The organism is Actinocorallia aurantiaca (genome assembly GCF_039533685.1).
Lineage (GTDB): Bacteria > Actinomycetota > Actinomycetes > Streptosporangiales > Streptosporangiaceae > Actinocorallia > Actinocorallia aurantiaca.
Genome location: NZ_BAAATZ010000003.1, coordinates 502170 through 521854 on the forward strand (window position 1 = coordinate 502170; position 19685 = coordinate 521854).

18 protein-coding genes and 1 riboswitch are annotated in these 19685 nt (G+C 71.1%); of the genes, 11 read left to right on the top strand and 7 right to left on the bottom strand.

All coding sequences use genetic code 11. The features are described 5' to 3' along the window. A complete protein-coding gene (locus ABD327_RS05555) occupies positions 1 to 1989 on the bottom strand; it encodes a sensor histidine kinase (RefSeq protein WP_344449046.1) in 1989 nt (662 codons plus the stop codon). Between the two features lie 114 nt (positions 1990 to 2103). Here ABD327_RS05555 and ABD327_RS05560 point away from each other — a divergent pair, with 114 nt between their 5' ends. Continuing rightward, on the top strand, positions 2104 to 2805 hold the full coding sequence (locus ABD327_RS05560) for a hypothetical protein (RefSeq protein ID WP_344449047.1): 702 nt from the start codon (positions 2104 to 2106) through the stop codon (positions 2803 to 2805). Between the two features lie 42 nt (positions 2806 to 2847). Here the strand turns inward: ABD327_RS05560 and ABD327_RS05565 are convergent, their stop codons facing one another. Then, positions 2848 to 4248 carry a serine/threonine-protein kinase gene (locus ABD327_RS05565; RefSeq protein ID WP_344449048.1) on the bottom strand — a complete coding sequence of 467 codons (1401 nt, stop codon included), beginning with the start codon at positions 4246 to 4248 and terminating at the stop codon, positions 2848 to 2850. 380 nt (positions 4249 to 4628) lie between these two features. Here ABD327_RS05565 and ABD327_RS05570 point away from each other — a divergent pair, with 380 nt between their 5' ends. Continuing rightward, positions 4629 to 5180, top strand: coding sequence for an RNA polymerase sigma factor (locus tag ABD327_RS05570; protein ID WP_344449049.1), 552 nt, complete (start codon positions 4629 to 4631; stop codon positions 5178 to 5180). On the opposite strand, the gene ABD327_RS05575 is transcribed toward ABD327_RS05570, so the two are convergent. Beyond that, positions 5171 to 5590, bottom strand: coding sequence for a type II toxin-antitoxin system PemK/MazF family toxin (locus ABD327_RS05575; protein WP_344449050.1), 420 nt, complete (start codon positions 5588 to 5590; stop codon positions 5171 to 5173). The two genes, ABD327_RS05570 and ABD327_RS05575, sit on opposite strands and share 10 nt — an antisense overlap. Positions 5591 to 5820: 230 nt before the next feature. Next, complete coding sequence (locus tag ABD327_RS05580) at positions 5821 to 7245, bottom strand: alpha,alpha-trehalose-phosphate synthase (UDP-forming) (RefSeq protein ID WP_344449051.1); 1425 nt, start codon at positions 7243 to 7245, stop codon at positions 5821 to 5823. A 179-nt stretch (positions 7246 to 7424) separates the two neighbouring features. Continuing rightward, positions 7425 to 7566, top strand: a riboswitch (SAM riboswitch). Between the two features lie 15 nt (positions 7567 to 7581). On the opposite strand from ABD327_RS05580, the gene thrC reads away from it, so the two are divergent. Genes thrC through ABD327_RS37435 form a run of 3 tightly spaced genes read left to right on the top strand, consistent with a single transcriptional unit; the run spans position 7582 to position 9331 of the window. Beyond that, entirely contained in the window at positions 7582 to 8811 is a 1230-nt protein-coding gene (gene thrC, locus ABD327_RS05585; protein ID WP_344449052.1) for a threonine synthase, read from the top strand. Between the two features lie 2 nt (positions 8812 to 8813). Beyond that, positions 8814 to 9092, top strand: a complete 279-nt coding sequence (locus ABD327_RS05590; RefSeq protein WP_344449053.1) for a MoaD/ThiS family protein — start codon at positions 8814 to 8816, stop codon at positions 9090 to 9092. 5 nt (positions 9093 to 9097) lie between these two features. After that, positions 9098 to 9331, top strand: coding sequence for a cold shock domain-containing protein (locus tag ABD327_RS37435; RefSeq protein WP_425547071.1), 234 nt, complete (start codon positions 9098 to 9100; stop codon positions 9329 to 9331). 91 nt (positions 9332 to 9422) lie between these two features. On the opposite strand, the gene ABD327_RS05600 is transcribed toward ABD327_RS37435, so the two are convergent. Further along, entirely contained in the window at positions 9423 to 10028 is a 606-nt protein-coding gene (locus ABD327_RS05600; RefSeq protein ID WP_344449054.1) for a hypothetical protein, read from the bottom strand. 388 nt (positions 10029 to 10416) lie between these two features. Between ABD327_RS05600 and groL the strand changes: the two genes are divergently transcribed. The 4 genes from groL to ABD327_RS05620 all read left to right on the top strand — a co-directional run bounded on the left by groL (position 10417) and on the right by ABD327_RS05620 (position 15002). After that, positions 10417 to 12042, top strand: coding sequence for a chaperonin GroEL (gene groL / locus ABD327_RS05605; protein WP_344449055.1), 1626 nt, complete (start codon positions 10417 to 10419; stop codon positions 12040 to 12042). Between the two features lie 210 nt (positions 12043 to 12252). Beyond that, positions 12253 to 13029 carry a CPBP family intramembrane glutamic endopeptidase gene (locus ABD327_RS05610; RefSeq protein ID WP_344449056.1) on the top strand — a complete coding sequence of 259 codons (777 nt, stop codon included), beginning with the start codon at positions 12253 to 12255 and terminating at the stop codon, positions 13027 to 13029. Between the two features lie 147 nt (positions 13030 to 13176). After that, positions 13177 to 14367 (top strand): sensor histidine kinase, encoded by a 1191-nt coding sequence (locus ABD327_RS05615; RefSeq protein WP_344449057.1) that lies wholly within the window; start codon positions 13177 to 13179, stop codon positions 14365 to 14367. Further along, a complete protein-coding gene (locus tag ABD327_RS05620) occupies positions 14352 to 15002 on the top strand; it encodes a response regulator transcription factor (protein ID WP_344449058.1) in 651 nt (216 codons plus the stop codon). The genes ABD327_RS05615 and ABD327_RS05620 overlap by 16 nt, the downstream gene beginning before the upstream one ends. A gap of 68 nt (positions 15003 to 15070) precedes the next feature. Here the strand turns inward: ABD327_RS05620 and ABD327_RS05625 are convergent, their stop codons facing one another. Then, positions 15071 to 15493: a winged helix-turn-helix transcriptional regulator gene (locus ABD327_RS05625; RefSeq protein WP_344449059.1), complete on the bottom strand. Its 423-nt coding sequence runs from the start codon at positions 15491 to 15493 to the stop codon at positions 15071 to 15073. Positions 15494 to 15584: 91 nt separating this feature from the next. Here ABD327_RS05625 and ABD327_RS05630 point away from each other — a divergent pair, with 91 nt between their 5' ends. Together ABD327_RS05630 and ABD327_RS05635 are read left to right on the top strand one after the other, a co-directional pair. Next, complete coding sequence (locus ABD327_RS05630) at positions 15585 to 16520, top strand: NADP-dependent oxidoreductase (protein WP_344449060.1); 936 nt, start codon at positions 15585 to 15587, stop codon at positions 16518 to 16520. A gap of 700 nt (positions 16521 to 17220) precedes the next feature. Next, entirely contained in the window at positions 17221 to 18762 is a 1542-nt protein-coding gene (locus tag ABD327_RS05635; protein WP_344449061.1) for a TROVE domain-containing protein, read from the top strand. Between the two features lie 115 nt (positions 18763 to 18877). Here ABD327_RS05635 and ABD327_RS05640 read toward each other — a convergent pair whose 3' ends face one another. Continuing rightward, a complete protein-coding gene (locus ABD327_RS05640) occupies positions 18878 to 19282 on the bottom strand; it encodes an NUDIX hydrolase (RefSeq protein WP_344449062.1) in 405 nt (134 codons plus the stop codon). Positions 19283 to 19685 lie beyond the last annotated feature (403 nt).

Below are 19685 nucleotides of genomic sequence, written 5' to 3' on the forward strand. Positions count from 1 at the left end.
TCACTCCTTAACGGGGAGAACCGCCCGGACCCTGGTTCCGCCACCGGGGACGGGCAGCAGGTCGAGCCGGCCGCCGACCTCCTCGGCCCGCTCCCGCATGCTGCCCAGCCCCACCCCGGCCCGCGGGCGGGCGGGCAGGCCGCAGCCATTGTCCTCCACGGTGAGGACGAGGAAGCCCTCGGAGACCTCGGCCAGCAGCCGCAGGCTGCCCGCCGCGCTGTGCCGCACCCCGTTGCCGACCGCCTCGGACGCGATCCGGTAGGCGGCGACCTCGACGGCGGCGGGCAGTTCGGCGCACTCGGGCGCGATGAGGTACGAGCACGCCGGGGTCTCGTAGCCGTTCACCAGCTCGCGCAGCGCGCCGGGAAGCCCGAGCTGGTCCAGGACGGCCGGGCGCAGCCCCTGCACGACGGTCCGCAGGTCCCCGACGGCCGTCTTCACCCGGTCGCGCAGGCCGCGCAGCTGGCCCGCCCACTCCTCGTGACCGGCCCTGTCGATCCTGCGGGCGAGCGCGTCGAGCTGGTGGGCTGTTCCGGCCAGCACGGGCCCGAGCCCGTCGTGCAGGTCGGCGCGCAGCCTGCGGCGCTCCTCCTCGCGGGCGGCGACGATCCGGGACCGGGAGGAGGCGACGTCCTGGACGAGCCCGGCCGCGTAGGCCAGGGCCGCGGCCCGCCCGGCGACCTCGTCGACGGCCTCCCGCTCCTGGGGGAGCAGCCGCTCGCCCGGCTGCCGCAGCCCCACGTGCAGCTCGCCGAGGTCCTGGCCGAGCGCCGAGCAGGGCACCGTGTGCCAGCCGTGCCGGGGCTCGCCCGAGGCGGCCTCGGCGGACGGGCCGGTGAACGCGACGTAGGGGACCTCCAGCTCCCGCCGCAGGGCGTCCGTGAGCCGCCGCAGGGCCTCGACCGGCTCCGAGGCGGGCGCGACCTGCCGCCCGACCCGGGAGACCACCGCGTACGGGTCGCGGCGGTGCCCGAACAGCAGCAGCTCCACCCACCGCTGCACCGTGCCGTGCCCGGCGGCGACCGCCACGGCGGCGCCTCCGACCAGCAGGTAGCCCAGGGGGCTCCCGACGGCCAGCCGCCCGAGCCAGATGACGGCCAGGGCGTACACGGCCAGCACGAACCCGCACAGCAGGGTGTAGATGACGGACCGGCCGAGCACCGCCTCGATGTCGAAGAGCCGGTGGCGCAGCACGGCCACCACGATCGAGGCGGGCAGGGCGAACAGGCCGGCGCTCAGCGCGAGCTCGGGGAGGAGGCCCCCGGCGAGGGTCAGGCCGGCGAAGGCGAGGCACACGCCCATGACCAGCCCGCCGAGCATCAGCCACTGGAGCTGGTCGCGCTCCGCGCCGGTGGCGCGCCGGCCCCGCCCCACCAGGCAGGCGACGCCGCCGAGCGTGCCGACCAGCAGGGTCGAGTAGGAGCCGGCCATCGTCACCGCGCCCAGCGGCACGGCCAGGGTCTCGACGCCGAGCGGGTTGACGACGACGGGGGAGACGTCCGTGCCGCCGGGATGGAACATGGCGGCCAGGGCGGCTGCCCCTCCCGCCGCCGTGACGGCCTTGGCGAACAGCCCCCAGCGTCGGGACGGGGGGCGTCCGTCGGGGAAGAGGACCGGCAGCAGCGGCACGCACAGCCAGTAGGGCGCGAAGCCCCAGGCGGCGACCCAGGCGCCGAAGGCGGCGCCCGGCAGCGGCCGGATCAGCGCGTCGATCGCGGCGTAGTGGGAGAGCAGCAGGTAGGGGCCGATGAGCGAGGTGAGCAGGAGCAGCCACGCGGCCCGGTTGCGCGGGCTGCGGGACGCCACCAGCGCGCCGACGGCGGGCCAGACGGTGCCCAGCACCAGGTCGGCCAGGTACAGGTCGGTGATCTCGGCGCGGGCGGTGGTCCATCGGTGCAGGGGGATGACGGCGACGCAGGAGAGGACGCCCGCGGCCGCGGCGGCGCGGGCGGCCAGGACGAGCGTGCGGTCGCTGAGATCCGGTTTCATGCGGCAATCGTGCATTAACCGGCAAAGCGTGTCATCAGTCCCGAACAGGTATCCCGGCAGGTGGAGGTGGGCGTCCCTGTCACCCGGGACGCCTCCCGCCGGATCGTGCTCCCCATGACACACGCTCACGCTCACACCTCCCCCGGCCATCCCGTCCCCCCGCAGCCCGTCCAGGGCAAGGCCCGCTGGCCCCTGGCCGGCGTCGCGGCAGGCGTGCTCGGCATCGCCGCGACCCTGATCGGCGACGTCCACCCCATCCTGGAGAAGGGGCAGAGTTACACCAGCGCCCACCTCGGCGAGATCTCCCAGCCGATGGCGCACCTCAGCATCGTCACGGGCTTCGCGGCGGTCGCCTTCCTGCTGATCCTCGCGGCCGCCTGGCGCCGCCGCGTCGAGCCCAGGGTCCCCGGCAGCACCGCCGCCCACCTCGTGCCGAACGCGCTGACCGCCGCGGCGGGCGCCCTGACCCTCGGCTACGCCTGGAAGGGGTCCCTGGCCCTCTACCTGCCCGGCGGCTTCGAGGCGGGCGGCTTCGACGAGGCCGGCCTGTACATGATGTTCGTCCTCAACGACTTCGGCAGCTTCATCGGCTGGCTCGGCGTCGTGATCGCCGCGGGCGCCGTCGCCTGGATGGCGCTGCGCGAGCGCACGGTCTCCCGCTGGATCGGCGTGATCAGCCTGCTGCCCGTGCTGGTCGTCACCGTGTTCGTCTGCGCCACCGGCCTGCCCGGCTTCCAGGGCGTCATCGGCCCGGTCTGGCTGACGGCCGCCTCCCTCGGCCTGGCCTTCGGCCGCAGCACGATCGTCCGCGGCTGACTGCCGGCCCCCGCGACCTCCTCGGCGCCGTCTCCGAGGAGGTCACGGCGCCTGCAGCTCCAGGCCGTCGAGGATCCGGTCGGTGAGGTCCGGGGTCCCGGTCTGCTTGATCCGCACCCACGCCGCGTAGGTGCGGCCGGAGTCCACCAGACCCACCTCCGTGATCATCGGGACGCCGGTCTTGCACTGGCTCCACAGGGTGACGGTGGCGGTGAGGCCGCCCACCTTGCGGGTGCGCGGCTTGCCCTTGGTGCAGTTGTCGGAGTGGTCGGAGGTCGTGGCGGGCGGGACGTCCAGCGCGGTGGTGAGGCCCGCGAACAGGCCGGGGCCGGTGTCCGTGGGGTCGCGGAAGTTGTCCTTCTCCGGGGTGGCGCGCAGCACCGGGCGGGCGGCCGCGTCGCCCAGGCCCGCGTTGCCGGCGGGGTTCCAGGTGGGCTCGGCGGGGTCCAGGACCCAGGTCTGCGGCACCTTCACCTTGATCTTCCCGCTGGGGTCGGCGACCTGCACCAGCGGCGGTCCGGAGGGCTTGGGCGGCTGCGGATCCTCGCCGCCGCTCAACCGGACCAGCACCACCGCGACCGCGCCGATCACCAGCACGCCCGCGCCGACCACCGCGGGGATCAGCAGCCTGCTCGACCTCGGCCGGGCGGGCGGAGGCGGCGGGGCGACCGGCGTGCGGTACCGGTCGGAGGGCGGCCCGTGCGGCGGCGAGGGCTGCTGGAACGGGGTGGCGGGCCGCTGCCCGAGCAGGGCGTCGCGGTCCAGGACGGTGGCCTCCGGATCGGGGGCGGGGAACGGGATCGCCGCGGTCCTGTCCGGGTCCGGATCCGCGTTCCGCGGAGCGGCGCGGGCGTAGGGCTCGAAACTCTGCAGATCGGGCGAGGTCTCCAGGAGGGTGGGCGCGGGCTCGGGCTCGGGCCGCGCCGGCTTCACCGGCTCCTCGCCGCGGCGCAGCGCCGCGACCGCCTCCGCGTAGGCGGCGGCGGTCGGCCAGCGGTTCTCCCGGTCGGCCTCCAGCGCCTTCAGCACCACCGCGTCGACGGCCGGGGGCACCACCGGGTTGTGCTTGCTCGCCGGAACCCGCACCGGGGCCGGGCCCGGAGACCGTCCGGCCAGCAGGTGGTAGCTGAGCGCGCCGACGCCGTAGACGTCGGCCCGCACGTCCAGGCCGCCGCCGAACCTGGCCTGCTCGGGGGACATGTAGCCCGGGGTGCCCACCGGAAGGGTGAACGCGCCCGAGGCGTGCGCGAGGGCCTTGGCCAGGCCCAGGTCCGCGATGAGCAGCCGCTCGCCCCGCCCGTCCTGGGTGGTCTGGAACAGGATGTTGGACGGCTTGAGGTCGCGGTGGATGACGCCCAGCTTGTTGATCACCTCGACGCCGTGCGCGATGTCCTCGATCAGCGCCAGGGCCTCGTTGACCGGAAGTGGCCGGTCGGCCGTCATCCGGTCGGCCAGCGAGCCGCCGTCCGCGTAAGGACATGACGAAATAGGGGCGGCCGTCCGGCAGTTCGCCGAACTCGTGCACCCGCACCAGCCGTTCGGAGTCGGCGCGGCGCAGGATCCTGGCCTCCTCCAGGAAGCGGTTGCGCACGTCCAGGTCGTCCAGCAGGGCACCGGACAGTACCTTGATGGCCACCTGGTCGTTCAGGTCGTCATCGAGGCCCAGCCAGACGGAGGCGAAGGCTCCCTGGCCCAGGACGCGATCAATTCGGTAACGGCCGACGGCCGAAGGCATGGACACCCCGATATCATGCCCAAAGAGTGGTCATGATGGGGAGCGGTATCTGTGAAGGTCGGCACCCCGTAAGCGAGCAGAGGGCGGCATGGCGTTCAACGAACGGACCGAAGAGCTGGCGCTGCGCGCGGCCAAGGGAGATCAATCGGCTCTGAACGAGCTGCTCGGCGCGATCCAGAACGATGTGCTGCGGCACACCGGACGGTTCCTGCCCTGCCGCCAGGACGCCGAGGAGGCCTGCCAGGACGCGCTGCTCCAGGTCGCCCGGAACATCCACCGGTTCGAGGGCCGATCCCGGTTCTCCACCTGGCTGCACGTGGTCGTCGCGAACTCGGCGCGCTCCACCTACCGCTCCCTCAAGCGCCGTTCGGTGGAGCAGGCGGGCGAGCTGCCCTCCCAGCGCCCCGACCCGCGCCGCACCAGCGTCATCGCCGGCTCCCGGGTCGACATCCTGGAGGCGATGGAGGAGCTGGAGGCCAAGAAGCCCGACCTCATCCAGGCGCTGGTGCTGCGGGACGTCTCCCAGCTGGAGTACAGCGAGATCGCCGCGCAGCTCAACCTGCCGCTGGGCACGGTGAAGTCCCGCATCCACGAGGCGCGCAAGCAGGTCCGCGCCACCCTGGGGGAGTCCTACAGCTGACCCTGGCGGCGGACCTTCCAGCCGTAGCGGCCGATCAGGGCGGCGGCGACCCGGGCGAAGCGGTCGGCGTCCAGGATCGCGCCCTCCCGGCGCAGGTCGTCCTCGTCGAGCTCGAAGACCCGGTCCAGGCACAGGTAGGAGTCCCTGCCGTCACGGTCCCAGGTGCCGGGGCCCAGCGAGTGCCAGCCGCGCTGACCCGAGCGGTCCCGGCTGGACAGCTGCATCGCCAGCAGCCGCTTGCCGTGCCTTCCGACGACCAGCAGGGGCCGGTCCTTGCCCTGAGAGGGGTTCTCCTCGAAGGGGACCCAGGCCCAGACGATCTCGCCGGGGTCGGCGAGTCCGTCGAGTTCGGGGGAGTATTCGAGACTCGCGGCGTGCTCGACGTCGTAGACCTCACGGATCGCACTCATCGGCGGATGATATCGCCGGAAACAGACGACCGCAGCGGAGCGAGGATCGGCTGTTTCTTTGCGGGGGTCTGGGGGTCGTCCCCCAGGTGGGTGTCGGGTGACCGCAGCGGAGCGAGGATCGGCTGTTTCTTTGCGGGGGTCTGGGGGTCGTCCCCCAGGTGGGTGTCGGGTGACCGCAGCGGAGCGAGGATCGGCTGTTTCCTTGCGGGGGTCTGGGGGTCGCCCCCAGATCAGTCCAGGGCGGCCAGCTGTTCGGCGAACCAGGCTCCGGGGGGCAGGGCCGTGGCGGCGTCGGCCAGGGCGGCGGTGCGGCGGCGGCGCTCCTCGGACGACATCAGCAGCGCCTGGTTCAGCTTCGCGGCGGTCTGGGAGACGTCGTAGGGGTTGACCATGAGGGCGTCGTCGGCCAGCTCGCCGGCCGCGCCCGCCTCCCGGGAGAGCACCAGCGCGCAGCCCTTCTCCGACAGGATCGGGCCCTCCTTGGCGACGAGGTTCATGCCGTCGCGGATCGGGTTGACCACCAGGACGTCCGCCAGCCGGAAGGCGGCGAGGGAGCGGGCGTAGTCGTCCTTGACCTGGAGGATCAGCGGGGTCCAGTCCTCCGTGCCGAACTCGTCGTTGATCTCCGAGGCGAGCCGTTCGACGGCGGCGGTGTAGTCGCGGTAGCGGGGCAGGTCGGTGCGGGAGGGGTAGGCGAAGGCCACGTGCACCACCCGGCCGTGCCATTCGCGGTGGTGGAGCAGCAGCTCCCAGTAGGCGGCGAGGCCCCGCACGATGTTCTTGGACAGCTCGGTGCGGTCGATGCGCAGGATGAGCTGCCGGTCGCCGATCTGCTCCAGCAGCGCGGCCCGGCGCTCGGCGACGTCGTCCCGCGCGGCGCGCTCCCGCAGGTCCGCGCCGTCCACGCCCAGGGAGTGCACGCCGATCCGGGTGGTCCTGCCCCGGTGCCGGACGGTCCGGGCGAACCGGTCGACCTTGGCGTCGAGGACCGACTCGCAGCAGTCCAGGAAGGCCTCGGCCCAGCGGTCGCACAGGAACCCGGCGTGGTCGGAGCCGAGGATGCCCTCCAGCACCTCGACGGCGATGTCGTCGGGCAGCAGGCGGAAGTACTCCGGCGGCGCCCACGGGGTGTGCGAGAAGTGCGCGACGCGGAGGTCGGGGCGCCGTTCGCGCAGCATCCGGGGGACCAGCGCCAGGTGGTAGTCCTGGACGACGACCTTCGCGCCACGCTCGGCGTCCTGGGCCAGGGCGTCGGCGAACGCCGAGTTGTAGGCCTCGTAGGACTGCCAGTCGCGCCGGAACGTGCTGTCGAAGTGCGGTTCGTTCGGGGTGTCGTAGAGCAGGTGGTGGACGAACCAGAGGGTGGAGTTGGCGATCGAGTTGTAGGCGCGGTGGAACGTCTTCTCGGGGATGTCCAGCATCCGGACGGCGCCCGTCTCGTGCCCGGCGCGGTCGAGCCGCCCGTACGGGTCCTGGCGGGCGGCGAGCCGGTCGCCCTCGGACAGGGCGGCGCACACCCAGACCAGGTCGGTGCCGGCCGCGACCGAGGCGAGGCCGGAGACCAGGCCCCCGCCGCCGCGGCGCATGCTCAGCGCGCCCTCTTCGGACAGGGAGAAGGACACGGGGCCGCGGTTGCTGGCGACGAGTACCTGCATGGCCAGAGTGTCGCATGCCACTGCGCGGAGGCGGGGAAGGGGACCGTTCCCACCCGGTACCGAGTGATCGAGCTAACATCGGAGGACGGTCCAAGGGGTGAGACCCCACGTGCTCGCAATCGGACACCTGTTGTAAAGTCGGGACACAACTTCATACAAGCCCGTGGATATCTCACGGGCGCTCATCCAGAGGGGTGGAGGGAACGGCCCTGCGAAGCCCCGGCAACCCTCCCGGTTCGCCATCGCGCCCATAGCGAGGCTTCGGCCGGGACGAGGTGCCAACTCCGGCCTGTGACCAGATCGGCACAGGGAAGATGAGGGAGAGGCCTCGTACTCATGCCCGACCTGGGTAACGCCACCGCGCTGATCTGCCGCGAGTGTGGCAACACCGTAGAACTCGGCCCCTACTACGCCTGCTCCGAGTGTTTCGGGCCGCTGGAGGTCTCCTACGACCTCAGCGGCGTGACGCGCGAGAGCATCGAGGCGGGTCCGCACAACATCTGGCGTTACAAGGACCTGCTGCCGGTTCCTTCGAACGTCGCCGAGATCCCCAACACCGAGCCCGGCTACACCCGGCTGGTGAAGGCCGACCAGCTCGCCTCCGCGCTGGGGATGCAGGCCCTGTGGGTCAAGGACGACAGCGGCAACCCCACCCACTCCTTCAAGGACCGCGTCGTCGGGGTCGCGCTGGCCGCCGCGCGGGAGCTGGGCTTCAAGGTCCTGGCCTGCCCCTCCACCGGCAACCTCGCCAACGCCGTGGCCGCCGCCGCGGCCCGCGCCGGCATCCGCAGCGCCGTGTTCGTGCCCTCCGACCTGGAGCAGCAGAAGATCATCACGACGGCCGTGTACGACGGCACGTTCGTGACCGTGGACGGCAACTACGACGACGTCAACCGGCTCGCCTCCGAACTCGCCGGCGAGCAGGAGGACTGGGCGTTCGTGAACGTGAACGTCCGCCCGTTCTACGCGGAGGGCTCCAAGACCCTCGGCTACGAGATCGCCGAGCAGCTCGGCTGGCGGCTGCCCGACCAGATCGTGGTCCCGATCGCGTCCGGCTCCCAGCTGACCAAGATCGACAAGGCGTTCCAGGAGTTCATCAAGCTCGGACTGGTCGAGGACAAGCCCTACAAGGTCTACGGCGCGCAGGCCGAGGGCTGCAGCCCCGTCTCCGCCGCCTTCAAGGCCGGCCACGACGTGGTCCGGCCGGTCAAGCCGGACACGATCGCCAAGTCCCTGGCGATCGGCAACCCCGCCGACGGGCCCTACGTCCTGGACGCGGTGCGCCGGACGGGCGGGGCCGTCGAGGACGTCACCGACCCCGAGGTCGTCGAGGGCATCCGGCTGCTGGCCCGCACCGAGGGCATCTTCGCCGAGACCGCGGGCGGCGTGACCGTCGGCGTGCTGAAGAAGCTCATCGAGAGCGGTCTGCTGGACCCGTCGCTGGAGACGGTCATCATCAACTCGGGCGAAGGCCTGAAGACCCTGGACGCGGTCGCCTCGGTGGCCAAGCCGTCCGCCAACATCGCGCCCAACATCGAGGCTTTCCGCGCTACAGGATTGGTCTGAGCATGAGTGTTTCCGTTCGCATCCCCACGATCCTCCGCACCTACACCGGCGGCGAGTCCGAGGTGAAGGCCGAGGGCGGCACCCTGCGTGACGTCATCGCGGACCTGGAGAAGAACCACTCCGGCATCTCCGCCCGGGTCCTGGACGACGCGGGCAGGCTCCGCCGGTTCGTGAACGTCTACGTCGGCGACGAGGACGTCCGGTTCGCCGAGGGCCTGGACACGCCCACTCCCGCGGGCATCCAGGTCTCCATCATTCCGGCGGTCGCCGGGGGCTGCTGAGGCCGATGACAGTGGAAAGGATCCGCCCGTCAAAAGGCGGGTCCTTTCTTTTTTGTTTTCCCGAATGGCTGGCCGGACCCGGCCGAAGCAATTCCCCGCCCACCCGCACCGCCGGTATCTTCCGGCACACGTCCATCCAGATGGACGGCTACCGCACCCTGGAGCAGGGGCAGCGGGTCGAGTTCGAGATCACCCAGAGCGACCGGGGCCCGCAGGCCGACCTGGTCCGCTCTCTTTGATCCGCAATTCGCGGGACCCGCAGGTGCTCGGCCCTGCGGGTCTTTCTCTTTTCGGATTCCGTTTCGTACGTCGCCGCGCGAAAGGGAGAGGTCACCGGTTCACGGAGGTCCTGCGCCAGCCGCTCCAGCTGTCCTCTCCGTCGTAGTCGTTCCAGCCGTCGTCGTAATCGTCGTAGCGGTCGCCGTGGTCGCCGTCGTTCCAGCCCCAGCGGTCCCACAGCCGGAACGGGCGGCTGACGTGGCCGTAGGTGCGGTAGGTCGGCGGGACGAAGATCCGGTACCGGTTCGAGAAGTTCCGCCCCCTCGACTGGCGGGTCTGGCGCAGGCCGCGCCCGCGGTCCCCGTCGTACCAGGAGACGCGGTCGACCATGCGGAAGTCCGCGCGGCCCCAGCGGTCGGCGCGCTCGCACTCGATGGTGCGGTAGCGGTACGGAGTCCTCTTCTGCAGGCAGACCCGGATGTAGGGCACCGGTACCCGGCCGTTGTAGGAGTGGCGGAACACCCGGACCTTCACCCCGCCGCGGCGTCCGCCCCAGGAGTAGGGCCAGACCTTCGTGTGGATCCGATGGCGGTAGCGCGACTGTTCTTTCTGCTCTTGCCGTGCGGAGGTCTCGGAGGCCTGTGCCGAAGTGCCCGTGGCGGCCGTCAGGCCCAGGACCATCGCACCCGAGAGCGCCAGCCCCAAGATCTTCTTCACTGCTCGTCCCCTTCTCATCGGACGAAGTAACCCTTGCCCCCAGGATCTTCACCTGAACACGCATGGTGCAAACTAGACTACAGAAAGTAATTACCCTAGCTCATCGCCCCATCGCACGGTTAGTTGCCGCATATCGCCCAGGTGCGGGCCCGTGGTGGGACCTTGCCTGCTCAGAGGTGGTCCCGCTTGCACTCGATGGGGGAGAGTGCTAAACAGTGATTGGCACTCTCCCCGTGAGAGTGATAACTCCGAAAGCTTTCTGGATCGGGACGATGAGGTCTCGCCACCGCGCGGCACACATGGGGCTGCCGGAACGGTGGGGCCGTCCGTCGCGGGCATCTGCCCGATCCGCCATGTTCCGTATCCACACGAGGAGGATCTGGAGCCTATGGCTGCCAAGATGATCGCGTTCAACGAGGAGGCCCGGCGCGGTCTCGAGCGTGGCATGAACCAGCTGGCCGACGCCGTCAAGGTGACTCTCGGTCCCAAGGGCCGCAACGTCGTGCTCGAGAAGAAGTGGGGCGCCCCCACGATCACCAACGATGGCGTGTCCATCGCCAAGGAGATCGAGCTCGAGGACCCGTGGGAGAAGATCGGCGCCGAGCTGGTCAAGGAAGTCGCCAAGAAGACCGACGACGTCGCGGGTGACGGCACCACCACGGCCACCGTGCTGGCGCAGGCTCTGGTCCGCGAGGGCCTCCGCAACGTCGCCGCCGGCGCCAACCCGATGTCCCTGAAGAAGGGCATCGAGGCCGCCGTCGCCGCCGTCTCCGAGCAGCTGTCCCAGCTGTCGAAGGACGTGGAGACCAAGGAGCAGATCGCCTCCACCGCCTCCATCTCCGCCGCCGACCCCGAGATCGGGGCGCTCATCGCCGAGGCGATGGACAAGGTCGGCAAGGAAGGCGTCATCACCGTCGAGGAGAGCAACGCGTTCGGTCTCGAACTCGAGCTCACCGAGGGTATGCGCTTCGACAAGGGCTACATCTCGCCCTACTTCGTGACCGACCCCGAGCGGATGGAGGCGTCGCTCGACGACCCCTACATCCTCATCGTCGGCGGCAAGGCGTCCTCCAACAAGGACCTGCTGCCCGTGCTCGAGCAGGTCATGCAGGCCGGCAAGCCGCTGCTGATCATCGCCGAGGACGTCGAGGGCGAGGCCCTGGCCACCCTGGTCGTCAACAAGATCCGCGGCATCTTCAAGTCCGTCGCCGTCAAGGCGCCGGGCTTCGGTGACCGCCGCAAGGCCATGCTCGGCGACATCGCCGTGCTGACCGGCGGCCAGGTCATCACCGAAGAGGTCGGCCTCAAGCTCGACTCGGTGACCCTCGACCAGCTGGGCCGCGCCCGCAAGGTCGTCATCGCCAAGGACGAGACCACCATCGTCGAGGGCGCCGGCGACGCCGGTGAGATCCAGGGCCGGGTCAACCAGATCCGCACCGAGATCGACAACACCGACTCCGACTACGACCGCGAGAAGCTCCAGGAGCGCCTGGCCAAGCTCGCGGGCGGTGTCGCGGTCATCAAGGCCGGCGCCGCCACCGAGGTGGAGCTCAAGGAGCGCAAGCACCGCATCGAGGACGCCGTTCGCAACGCGAAGGCGGCCGTCGAAGAGGGCATCGTCCCCGGCGGTGGCGTCGCGCTGCTGCAGGCCTCCGTCTCCGCCTTCGACAAGCTGGAGCTGGTGGGCGACGAGGCCACCGGTGCCGCGATCGTCAAGAAGGCGCTCGAGGAGCCGATCAAGCAGATCGCCGTGAACGCCGGCCTCGAGGGCGGCGTCGTGGTGGAGAAGGTCCGCTCGCTCCCCGCGGGCCAGGGCCTGAACGCCGCCACCGGCGACTACGTCGACATGTTCGCCGCGGGCATCATCGACCCGGCGAAGGTGACGCGTTCCGCTCTGCAGAACGCCGCCTCCATCGCGGCGCTGTTCCTGACCACCGAGGCCGTCATCGCCGAGAAGCCGGAGAAGAACCCGGCCCCGGCGGGCATGCCCGACGGCGGCGGCATGGACTTCTAGTCCACGCCTGACAGGTTTCACCGCTTCACTGAAAGGGCGGCCCCTTGGGGGGCCGCCCTTTCGGCGTGCCCGGCCCGGATGCGAGTTCCGGCCGATGGCGGGGTGGCCACCCGCGAGCCGTCCGAACGGGAGCGGGGTGTACCTGGATACACCCCGGCCAGGCATTCACCTCCAGCGCGCGGCACCACGCGGCACGGAATCGTCGATGCCATGCCCATGAACACACTGGACAAGAGAGTCCTCGCTGCCTTCCTGACCGTGGCGTTCCTCGGCGCGGGCGCGCTCGGCGCCGCCCAGGGCCTGACCCCGCTCTCACCAGACCTGCTCACGCTCAACCAGTTCGGGCCCGCGCTGGGAGTGGGCCTGGTCGCGCTGCTGTGGCCGGCACGGGTGCGCGTCCTCCTGACGGGGGCGCCGTCCGGCTGCGGCGAGGGGGCGGGCCGCGGCGCGCTCCTGCTGGCCACCGCCCCGCTGATCGTCGTGTCGGCCGCCGGAGCGTGCGCCGCGTTCGGCGGTGATGCGGACGCCGCCCTTCCACACCTCCCGTTGGCGCTGTTCGTCGCGGCGCAGTTCCTCGGCTCGTGCGGCGAGGAGATCGGGTGGCGCTGCCTGATGCAGCCGCTGCTCGGCGAGTGGTTCGGCACCCTGGCCGCGGCCGTCCTGGTCGGCCTGGTCTGGGGCATGTGGCACGTCCAGATCTTCGCCGAGCACCCCGCGTACGCCGCCGCGTTCATGGTGATGGCCGTGTCCCTCTCGGTCGCGATGGCGGTGGCGCTGGACGGAATGGGGGCGTCCAAGCTGCTGTTTGCCGGGAGTTTCCACGCTCTGGTAAACCTCGGGATGGCGGTGACGATGAACGAGGAGGCGGGCGAGGTGCTCCCGATGGCCGTGCTGGCTGCGGCGGCCCTGCTCGCGGCGTCCGCGTGGGTCCTCGGCCGCCGCGGAGCGCGCACGGCCGGAACGGTGGCGGCCGCCGATGCCCGCTGACCGTCCGGCTCGGGCGGCCGCCGCCCTCGTCGAACGCATGAGGCCGGGACCCGCACGCCGCCGCGGAGGGCACGACCGGGGCGAGGGCGGCGGCTGATGCCCGCCGTCCGTCGGGCTCGGCCGGCAGCGGCCCTCGTGGACTGCACGGTGACGAGTCTGCACGCCGCCGCGGCGGGGTTCGCCGGGGTGGCCGTGACGTTCGCACTCCTGCTGCTTCCCCTGGGCGTCGGCCTCCCGCTGCTGTCCCGCGCCGCGCGGTTCCTGCGCGCCCGGTCCGACGCCGCTCGTTCGCGGACGGCCCGCAGGTCAGGGACGCCGCTCACCGAGCCGGATCCCCTTCCTGTGGAGGAGGGTGCGGGAACGCGGCGCCGGGCTCATCTGATCCTCACCGACCAGGGTTTCTGGCGGGATCTGGAGTGGGCGTGGCTGGAGCCCTGGGCGGGCGGCCTCCTGGTGGGCCTTCCTCCCGCCCTCGTCGTCTACGGGGCGTCGGGTGTGCCGCTGCAGCCGCTCCTGTGGTGGTTCATCGACAGGGACTCGTACGCGTTCTTCCCCGTGCACAGCACCACGATGATGTGGGTCTCGATGGCGTTCGGCCTCGCGGTCACGGCCGCGGGCGTGCTCGCCGCGCCCGTCGCCGTGTCCCTGCACGACCGGTGGAGCCGCGTCCTGCTCGTCGCGCCGCGAAATACCCGGCTCGAACGCAGGGTCGTACGGCTGTCCGACACGCGGGCACAGGCCCTGGACACGCAGGCCGCCGAGCTGCGGCGCATCGAACGGGATCTGCACGACGGAGCGCAGGCCCGGCTCGTGGCGCTGGGCATGACGCTCGACCGCGCCACCCGCCTGCTGGACAGCGACCCCGAGCGTGCCCGCGAACTCCTGGCCGACGTCGGCAGGAGCTCCCAGCAGGCGCTGGCGGACCTGCGCGACCTCGTCCACGGCATCCACCCGCCGGTGCTCGCCGACCGGGGTCTCGGCGACGCCGTCCGCTCGCTGGCGATGGACAGCTTTCTGGACGTCCACGTCGAGGTCGGCCTGCGGGGGAGGCTCCCCTCCCCGGTGGAGGCCGCCGTCTATTTCGGGGTGAGTGAGGCGCTGGCGAACGCGGCCAAGCACTCCGGCGCCTGTGAGGTGCGGATCACGCTGCGCCATGAGGCGGAACTGCTGCGCGTCACCGTGACCGACGACGGCCGCGGCGGTGCCGACCCGGCCCTCGGCACGGGACTCTCCGGAGTCCGGCGCAGGCTGGACGGTTTCGACGGCACGCTCGCGGTGACGAGCCCGCCGGGCGGGCCGACGAGCGTGGTGCTGGAGGTCCCGTGCGCGTCGTCCTAGCCGAGGATCTCTTTCTGCTGCGTGACGGGCTGGCCCGCACCCTCCGGGACGAGGGGCACGAGGTCGTCGAGGTCGACAACGGGCCCGCGCTGCTGCGGGCCCTCCTGGCCGGGGGCGCCGAGGAGGCGGATGCGGCGGTCGTCGACGTCCGGCTGCCGCCGACCTTCAGCGACGAAGGTCTCCAGGCGGCCCTGGACGTCCGCTGCCGGAGACCTGGCTTCCCCGTGCTCGTGCTCTCCCAGTACGTCGACTCGCTGTACGCCGGCGAACTGCTGGCAGGCGGCGAGGGCGGAGTGGGCTACCTCCTCAAGGACCGGGTGACCAATACCGAGCAGTTCCTCGGCGGGCTGCGCACGGTGGCGGCCGGAGGGACGGTGATGGACCCGCAGGTCATCGCGAAGATGCTGGCGCGGAACGAGGCGAGGGGCACCATCGGCGGCCTGACCCCGCGCGAACGCGACGTGCTCGGCCTGATGGCCGAGGGCAGGTCCAACGCCGCGGTCGCGGCGACCCTGCACGTCAGCGAGAGTGCCGTAGCCAAACACACCGCGAACATCTTCGACAAGCTGGGCATCGCCCCGTCGTCCGAGGACAACCGCCGGGTCCTGGCCGTCCTCGCCTACCTCAGACGCTGAGGGCGGCCACGACGGGAACGCCGCTTCCCGTGCCGCCCGAGTTCTGCTCTCGCCCGCGGTTCCGGGGATCACCGAGGAGTGGTGGTGACGGGCTGGACCTCCTGCCGCGTCTGGGAGTCGTAGCGCTCGCGGGCGGTGACGATCTCGTCGGCGTGCTGTTCGGACCAGGACTTGATGCCGGCCATCAACTCGGTGACGCTGTGACCCAGGTCGGTGAGCTCGTAGGAGACCTTCGGGGGAATGGTCGGGTAGACGGTGCGGGTGAGCATCCCGTCGCGCTCCATGTCGCGGAGGGTCTTGGTGAGGCTCTTCTGCGTGATGCCGTCGAGGCGGCGGCGGAGCTCGCCGAAGCGAAGGGGGCCGTCGCGCAGGGCGTCGACCAGCAGGCACGTCCACTTGTCCGCGATGGCTGTCAGGACGGTGCGCGAGGGGCAGGTGGCGAAGTAGGCGTCGAGGTCCCAGCAGGCCCGGACTCCAGGGGCGGTATCCATAAGGTACCTATATCACTAAAAGGTGCCTTCTTTCCTTGGGATACCTCCACCGGCATGATCGGATCATCAACCGATTTCTCCGGGAGGAACCATGCGCGTCATCACGCAGAAGCAGGTCGGCGAAGCCTCCGAGGTGCTGGAGGTGGCCGAGGTCCCGAAGCCCGAGCCGGAGCCCGGGCAGGTGCTGGTGAAGGTGGAGGCGGCCGGGGTCAACCCGGCGGACTTCGCGGTGAGCGCGGGGTACTACCCGCTGCTGGGAGAGCCGCCCTTCACCCTGGGCTGGGACGTGGCCGGGACCGTCGAGGCGGTGGGGACCGGAGTCAGCCGGCTCTCGGCCGGAGACCAGGTGTTCGGAATGCCCGCCTTTCCAGGAGAGGGACGCACCCACGCGGAGTACGTGGCGGTCTCGGCCGGCGAGCTGGCTTTCCGGCCGGACGCGCTGAGCGTCGCGGAGGCGGGGGCGCTGCCGCTGGCCGGCCTGACCGCCTACCAGGCGCTGGCCGGGATCGCGCGGCTCCGGCCGGGGCAGCGGGTGCTCGTCCACCGGGCGGCCGGAGGCGTGGGGCACCTGGCCGTGCAGATCGCCAAGGCGCTCGGCGCGCACGTCATCGCGACCGCCTCCGCCGCCAAGCACGAGTTCGTCCGCTCGCTCGGCGCCGACGAAGTGATCGACTACCGGAGCACCGACTACACCGAGGTGCTCGCCGACCTGGACGTCGTCTTCGACCTCGTCGCGGGGGAGAACGGACCGCGCTCGGCGTCCGTCCTGAAGAAGGGCGGGCTGCTGATCAGCGCGCTGCCGGCGAACATGGGACTCGACCGGGACGAGGCGGCGGCACTGGGCATCAGGCTGGTTCCGGTCAACGTCCGGCCGTCCGCCCACGACCTGGAACGGCTCGCCGAAATGGCCGGGCGGGGCGAACTGAAGGTGCGCGTCGACGAGGAACTCCCGCTCACCGACGCGGCGAGGGCGTACGCGCTGGCCGGCTCGGGAACGGTCACCGGAAAGATCGTGCTCATTCCCTGAATCGGATTAATTCCGTTGCGGCGGGATTCGACATGGGGCAGAGTCATGGCCGTCAGCGGAAAGCGCATACCGAGAGGAGTGGAAGATGGAATTCTCGCCACCATGGCGACGGCGAAGAGAGATCTTCCCTGGGATGCGCCTGAAACGCCGATAACAGACTTCCTCTCGGTGCGCGGGCCGCGGTTACTTCTCCGATCGCCGATGCCGGGTTCGAGTCCCGGCCCGGCCTCCGGCCGGTGGTTCAACGGCAGAACGGCGATACGTACCGCAGCCGCTTCCGACCTCGAGAGGAACGCCCGGTGCGAGAGAAGACGGTTACTTCTTTCGGAAAAGGAGACGCGGGTTCGACTCCCGCCCGGTGAGAGCCGGTAGCTCAGACGGTAGAGCGCTTAACCCGTCTTCGCCCTGATCTCGGGCACCCCCTCATTTCTTCGATCGTCCAGCAGACTTCCTCTCGGTGCGCAGGCAGCGGTTACTTCTTAATTCACGGGTCGCGGGTTCGAGTCCCGCCCGGCCGTGAGGCCGGTAGCTCAGACGGCAGAGCAGTGAGCTCCCCACACCGCCGCCGATTCTGATCTCGAGAGGAACACCCTTTCTTTCCGGTGCGCAGGCCGGAGTTGCTTCGGTTCGAATCCGCACGGCCCCGAAGGCTTCAGGCAGGGGCGATCTCTTCGGCCGCCCTGATCTCGGAAGGATTCACATGAGCAGGTTCAACCGTTCCCGCGCGGCCCCGGTCAGCGCGATCACCGCGGTGCGCGGCGGCGTCACCCACGCGGGCGGCCCCGGCTCCGCCCGGGACGTCAAGAGCGAGCTCTTCGTCCTCGCGGTCTCCAACATGGTCGGCGAGCAGACGTTCTACGAGACCTCGGACGACCGTGACTCGCGCTTCCGGACCCTCGTCGGCGAGGTCGCGATCACCGATCCCGGCTGGCTGACCCGCATGATCGGCTGGCTGCGGAACGACGCGGGCATGCGCTCGGCCTCCGTGGTCGCCGCGGCCGAGGCCGTCATGTCCCGGTTGTGCGCGTCCCTCGACGGCGGCAACCGGCAGCTCATCGACGCGGCGCTCCGGCGCGCGGACGAGCCCGGCGAACTGCTCGCCTACTGGACCGGACGTTACGGCCGCGGCATCCCCAAGCCCGTCAAGCGGGGGGTCGGCGACGCCGTACGACGGCTCTACGACGAGCGTTCCCTGGCCAAGTACGACTCCGGGACGTTCCGTTTCGGCGACGTGCTCGAACTGACCCACCCGAAGCCCGCCTCGGCGGTCCAGGGCGACCTGTTCGGGCACGCCATCGACCGGCGGCACGGCCGCGACGAGCAGCTCCCCGATTCGCTGAAGGTGGTGCGCGCCCGTGCCGGGCTGCTGGCGCTCCCCGTGGCCGAGCGTCGTGCGCTGTTCTCCCGCCCCGACGCGGTGGAGCGGCTCAGGGACGCGGGCATGACATGGGAGTCCGTCGCCGGCTGGCTCCAGGGCCCGCTCGACGCGCGGGTCTGGGAGGCGCTGATCCCGTCCATGGGGTACTTCGCGCTGCTGCGCAACCTGCGCAACTTCGACCAGGCGGGCGTCTCGGACGAGGTGGCCGAGCGGGTCGCGGAGCGGCTCGTCTCAGGCGCGGAGGGCTCGCGCGTGCTGCCGATGCGCTATCTGTCGGCGTACCGCGCGGTCTCCTCCGACCGGTGGGCGCTCCCGCTGTCGCGGGCACTGGACGCGTCCCTGGCCCGCGTGCCCTCCCTCAGCGGGCGGACCCTGATCCTGGTGGACCGTTCGGGCTCGATGTTCTACAGCCAGTCGGCCCGCTCGCAGCTGACCTACGCCGACACCGCCGCCGTCTTCGGCACGGCGCTGGCGCTGCGCGCGAAGCGGGCGGACCTGGTGGAGTTCGGCAGCACGCACCGGCGGATCGAGGTCCGGCGCGGCGACTCGGTGCTCAAGACCGTGGAGCGGTTCCGCAACCTCGGCGGCACCGAGACCGCCGCCGCGGTCCGCGCCCACTACCGGAAGCACGACCGCGTGGTGATCGTCACCGACGAGCAGGCCTGGCCGGGCCACAGCGGCGGGAACCCCGCCGAGGTGGTCCGGGGGAACGTCCCGGTCTACACCTGGAACCTCGTCGGCTACCGGCACGGCCACGGCCCGTCGGGCGCCGCGAACCGCCACACCTTCGCGGGGCTGTCCGACCAGGGCTTCGCGATGATCCCGCTCCTGGAGCGGGGCCGCGACGCCCCTTGGCCGTTCTGACCGGAGCCCGGGTGAGCCCCTCACCCGGGCTCCCTCCCGTGCTGCTCCAGGACACGGGCGATGAGGGGGCCGGGCTTCTCTTCCCATGGTGATCACGCCTCGGCATACGGCCGGGTCATGCCTCGGCCTCCAGGAGCCCGCGGTCGAGGGCGAGGTCCAGGGCGGCGGCAGAGGCCGGGGCCAGGAGCCGGCGCTCGGAGGGGGAGACGAGCAGGAGCTCGTCTATCTCGGCGGACGGGTGGAGCCCGCCCTCGTAGGGAGCGGTGAAGCAGACCATGCGCACGGACGTGTAACGCGGTTGGTCGTGCGGCTCGGTGACGACCGTGCCGAGAGGGGTGAAGTCCCCGGGCGGCAGGCCGAGTCCCAGTTCCTCCCCGACCTCGCGGGCGATCGCCTCGGCCGGGGACTCGCCCGGCTCCACCTTCCCGCCGGGGAGGTAGAGCAGGTCCCGTCCCCTCGCACGCACGGTGAGCAGGCGTTTCTCGCGAATGTGGACCCAGGCGACGACATCGAGTTCCATTCCCCCATTCTCCTTCCGGCCGTCAGTTTGACGTTCCCCGCACGCGGGCATACTGTTCTCTTCGCCCCGCCGGAAGCGGGCCGCAACGAGGGAAACCGAGGGGCGGCCGAACGGAGGGGAACCCCGAAAAGCAGCCTGAAGAGGGCGTAGTTTGCTACGCCCGAAATAGGACGAACGGGACGGAGTTTGACACTCCGGACAGAGTCGCTAAGCTAGAAGGGTTGCTCCGCAAAGGGAACGAAAGTTACCAGAGCGGGGCAGGGCGGGACGGAAGTTGACAAACTTCCCCAGCCTGGTAAGTTAGAAGGGTTGCTCCGGAGGAAGCCCGCAAGGGTGGACGAAAGAGCGAGTCCGTTTCTTGAGAACTCAACAGCGTGCTAAAAGTCAGTGCCGAAATAAACGG

Coding starts and splice junctions, on each gene's coding strand:
- ABD327_RS05610 (WP_344449056.1), top strand. CDS start 12,253: ATGCCCATGAACACACTGGACAAGAGAGTCCTCGCTGCCTTCCTGACC.
- ABD327_RS05640 (WP_344449062.1), bottom strand. CDS start 19,282: ATGGAACTCGATGTCGTCGCCTGGGTCCACATTCGCGAGAAACGCCTG.
- ABD327_RS05570 (WP_344449049.1), top strand. CDS start 4,629: ATGGCGTTCAACGAACGGACCGAAGAGCTGGCGCTGCGCGCGGCCAAG.
- groL (WP_344449055.1), top strand. CDS start 10,417: ATGGCTGCCAAGATGATCGCGTTCAACGAGGAGGCCCGGCGCGGTCTC.
- ABD327_RS05590 (WP_344449053.1), top strand. CDS start 8,814: ATGAGTGTTTCCGTTCGCATCCCCACGATCCTCCGCACCTACACCGGC.
- ABD327_RS05625 (WP_344449059.1), bottom strand. CDS start 15,493: ATGGATACCGCCCCTGGAGTCCGGGCCTGCTGGGACCTCGACGCCTAC.
- thrC (WP_344449052.1), top strand. CDS start 7,582: ATGCCCGACCTGGGTAACGCCACCGCGCTGATCTGCCGCGAGTGTGGC.
- ABD327_RS05580 (WP_344449051.1), bottom strand. CDS start 7,245: ATGCAGGTACTCGTCGCCAGCAACCGCGGCCCCGTGTCCTTCTCCCTG.
- ABD327_RS05560 (WP_344449047.1), top strand. CDS start 2,104: ATGACACACGCTCACGCTCACACCTCCCCCGGCCATCCCGTCCCCCCG.
- ABD327_RS05565 (WP_344449048.1), bottom strand. CDS start 4,248: ATGACGGCCGACCGGCCACTTCCGGTCAACGAGGCCCTGGCGCTGATC.
- ABD327_RS05555 (WP_344449046.1), bottom strand. CDS start 1,989: ATGAAACCGGATCTCAGCGACCGCACGCTCGTCCTGGCCGCCCGCGCC.
- ABD327_RS05635 (WP_344449061.1), top strand. CDS start 17,221: ATGAGCAGGTTCAACCGTTCCCGCGCGGCCCCGGTCAGCGCGATCACC.
- ABD327_RS37435 (WP_425547071.1), top strand. CDS start 9,098: ATGACAGTGGAAAGGATCCGCCCGTCAAAAGGCGGGTCCTTTCTTTTT.
- ABD327_RS05630 (WP_344449060.1), top strand. CDS start 15,585: ATGCGCGTCATCACGCAGAAGCAGGTCGGCGAAGCCTCCGAGGTGCTG.
- ABD327_RS05575 (WP_344449050.1), bottom strand. CDS start 5,590: ATGAGTGCGATCCGTGAGGTCTACGACGTCGAGCACGCCGCGAGTCTC.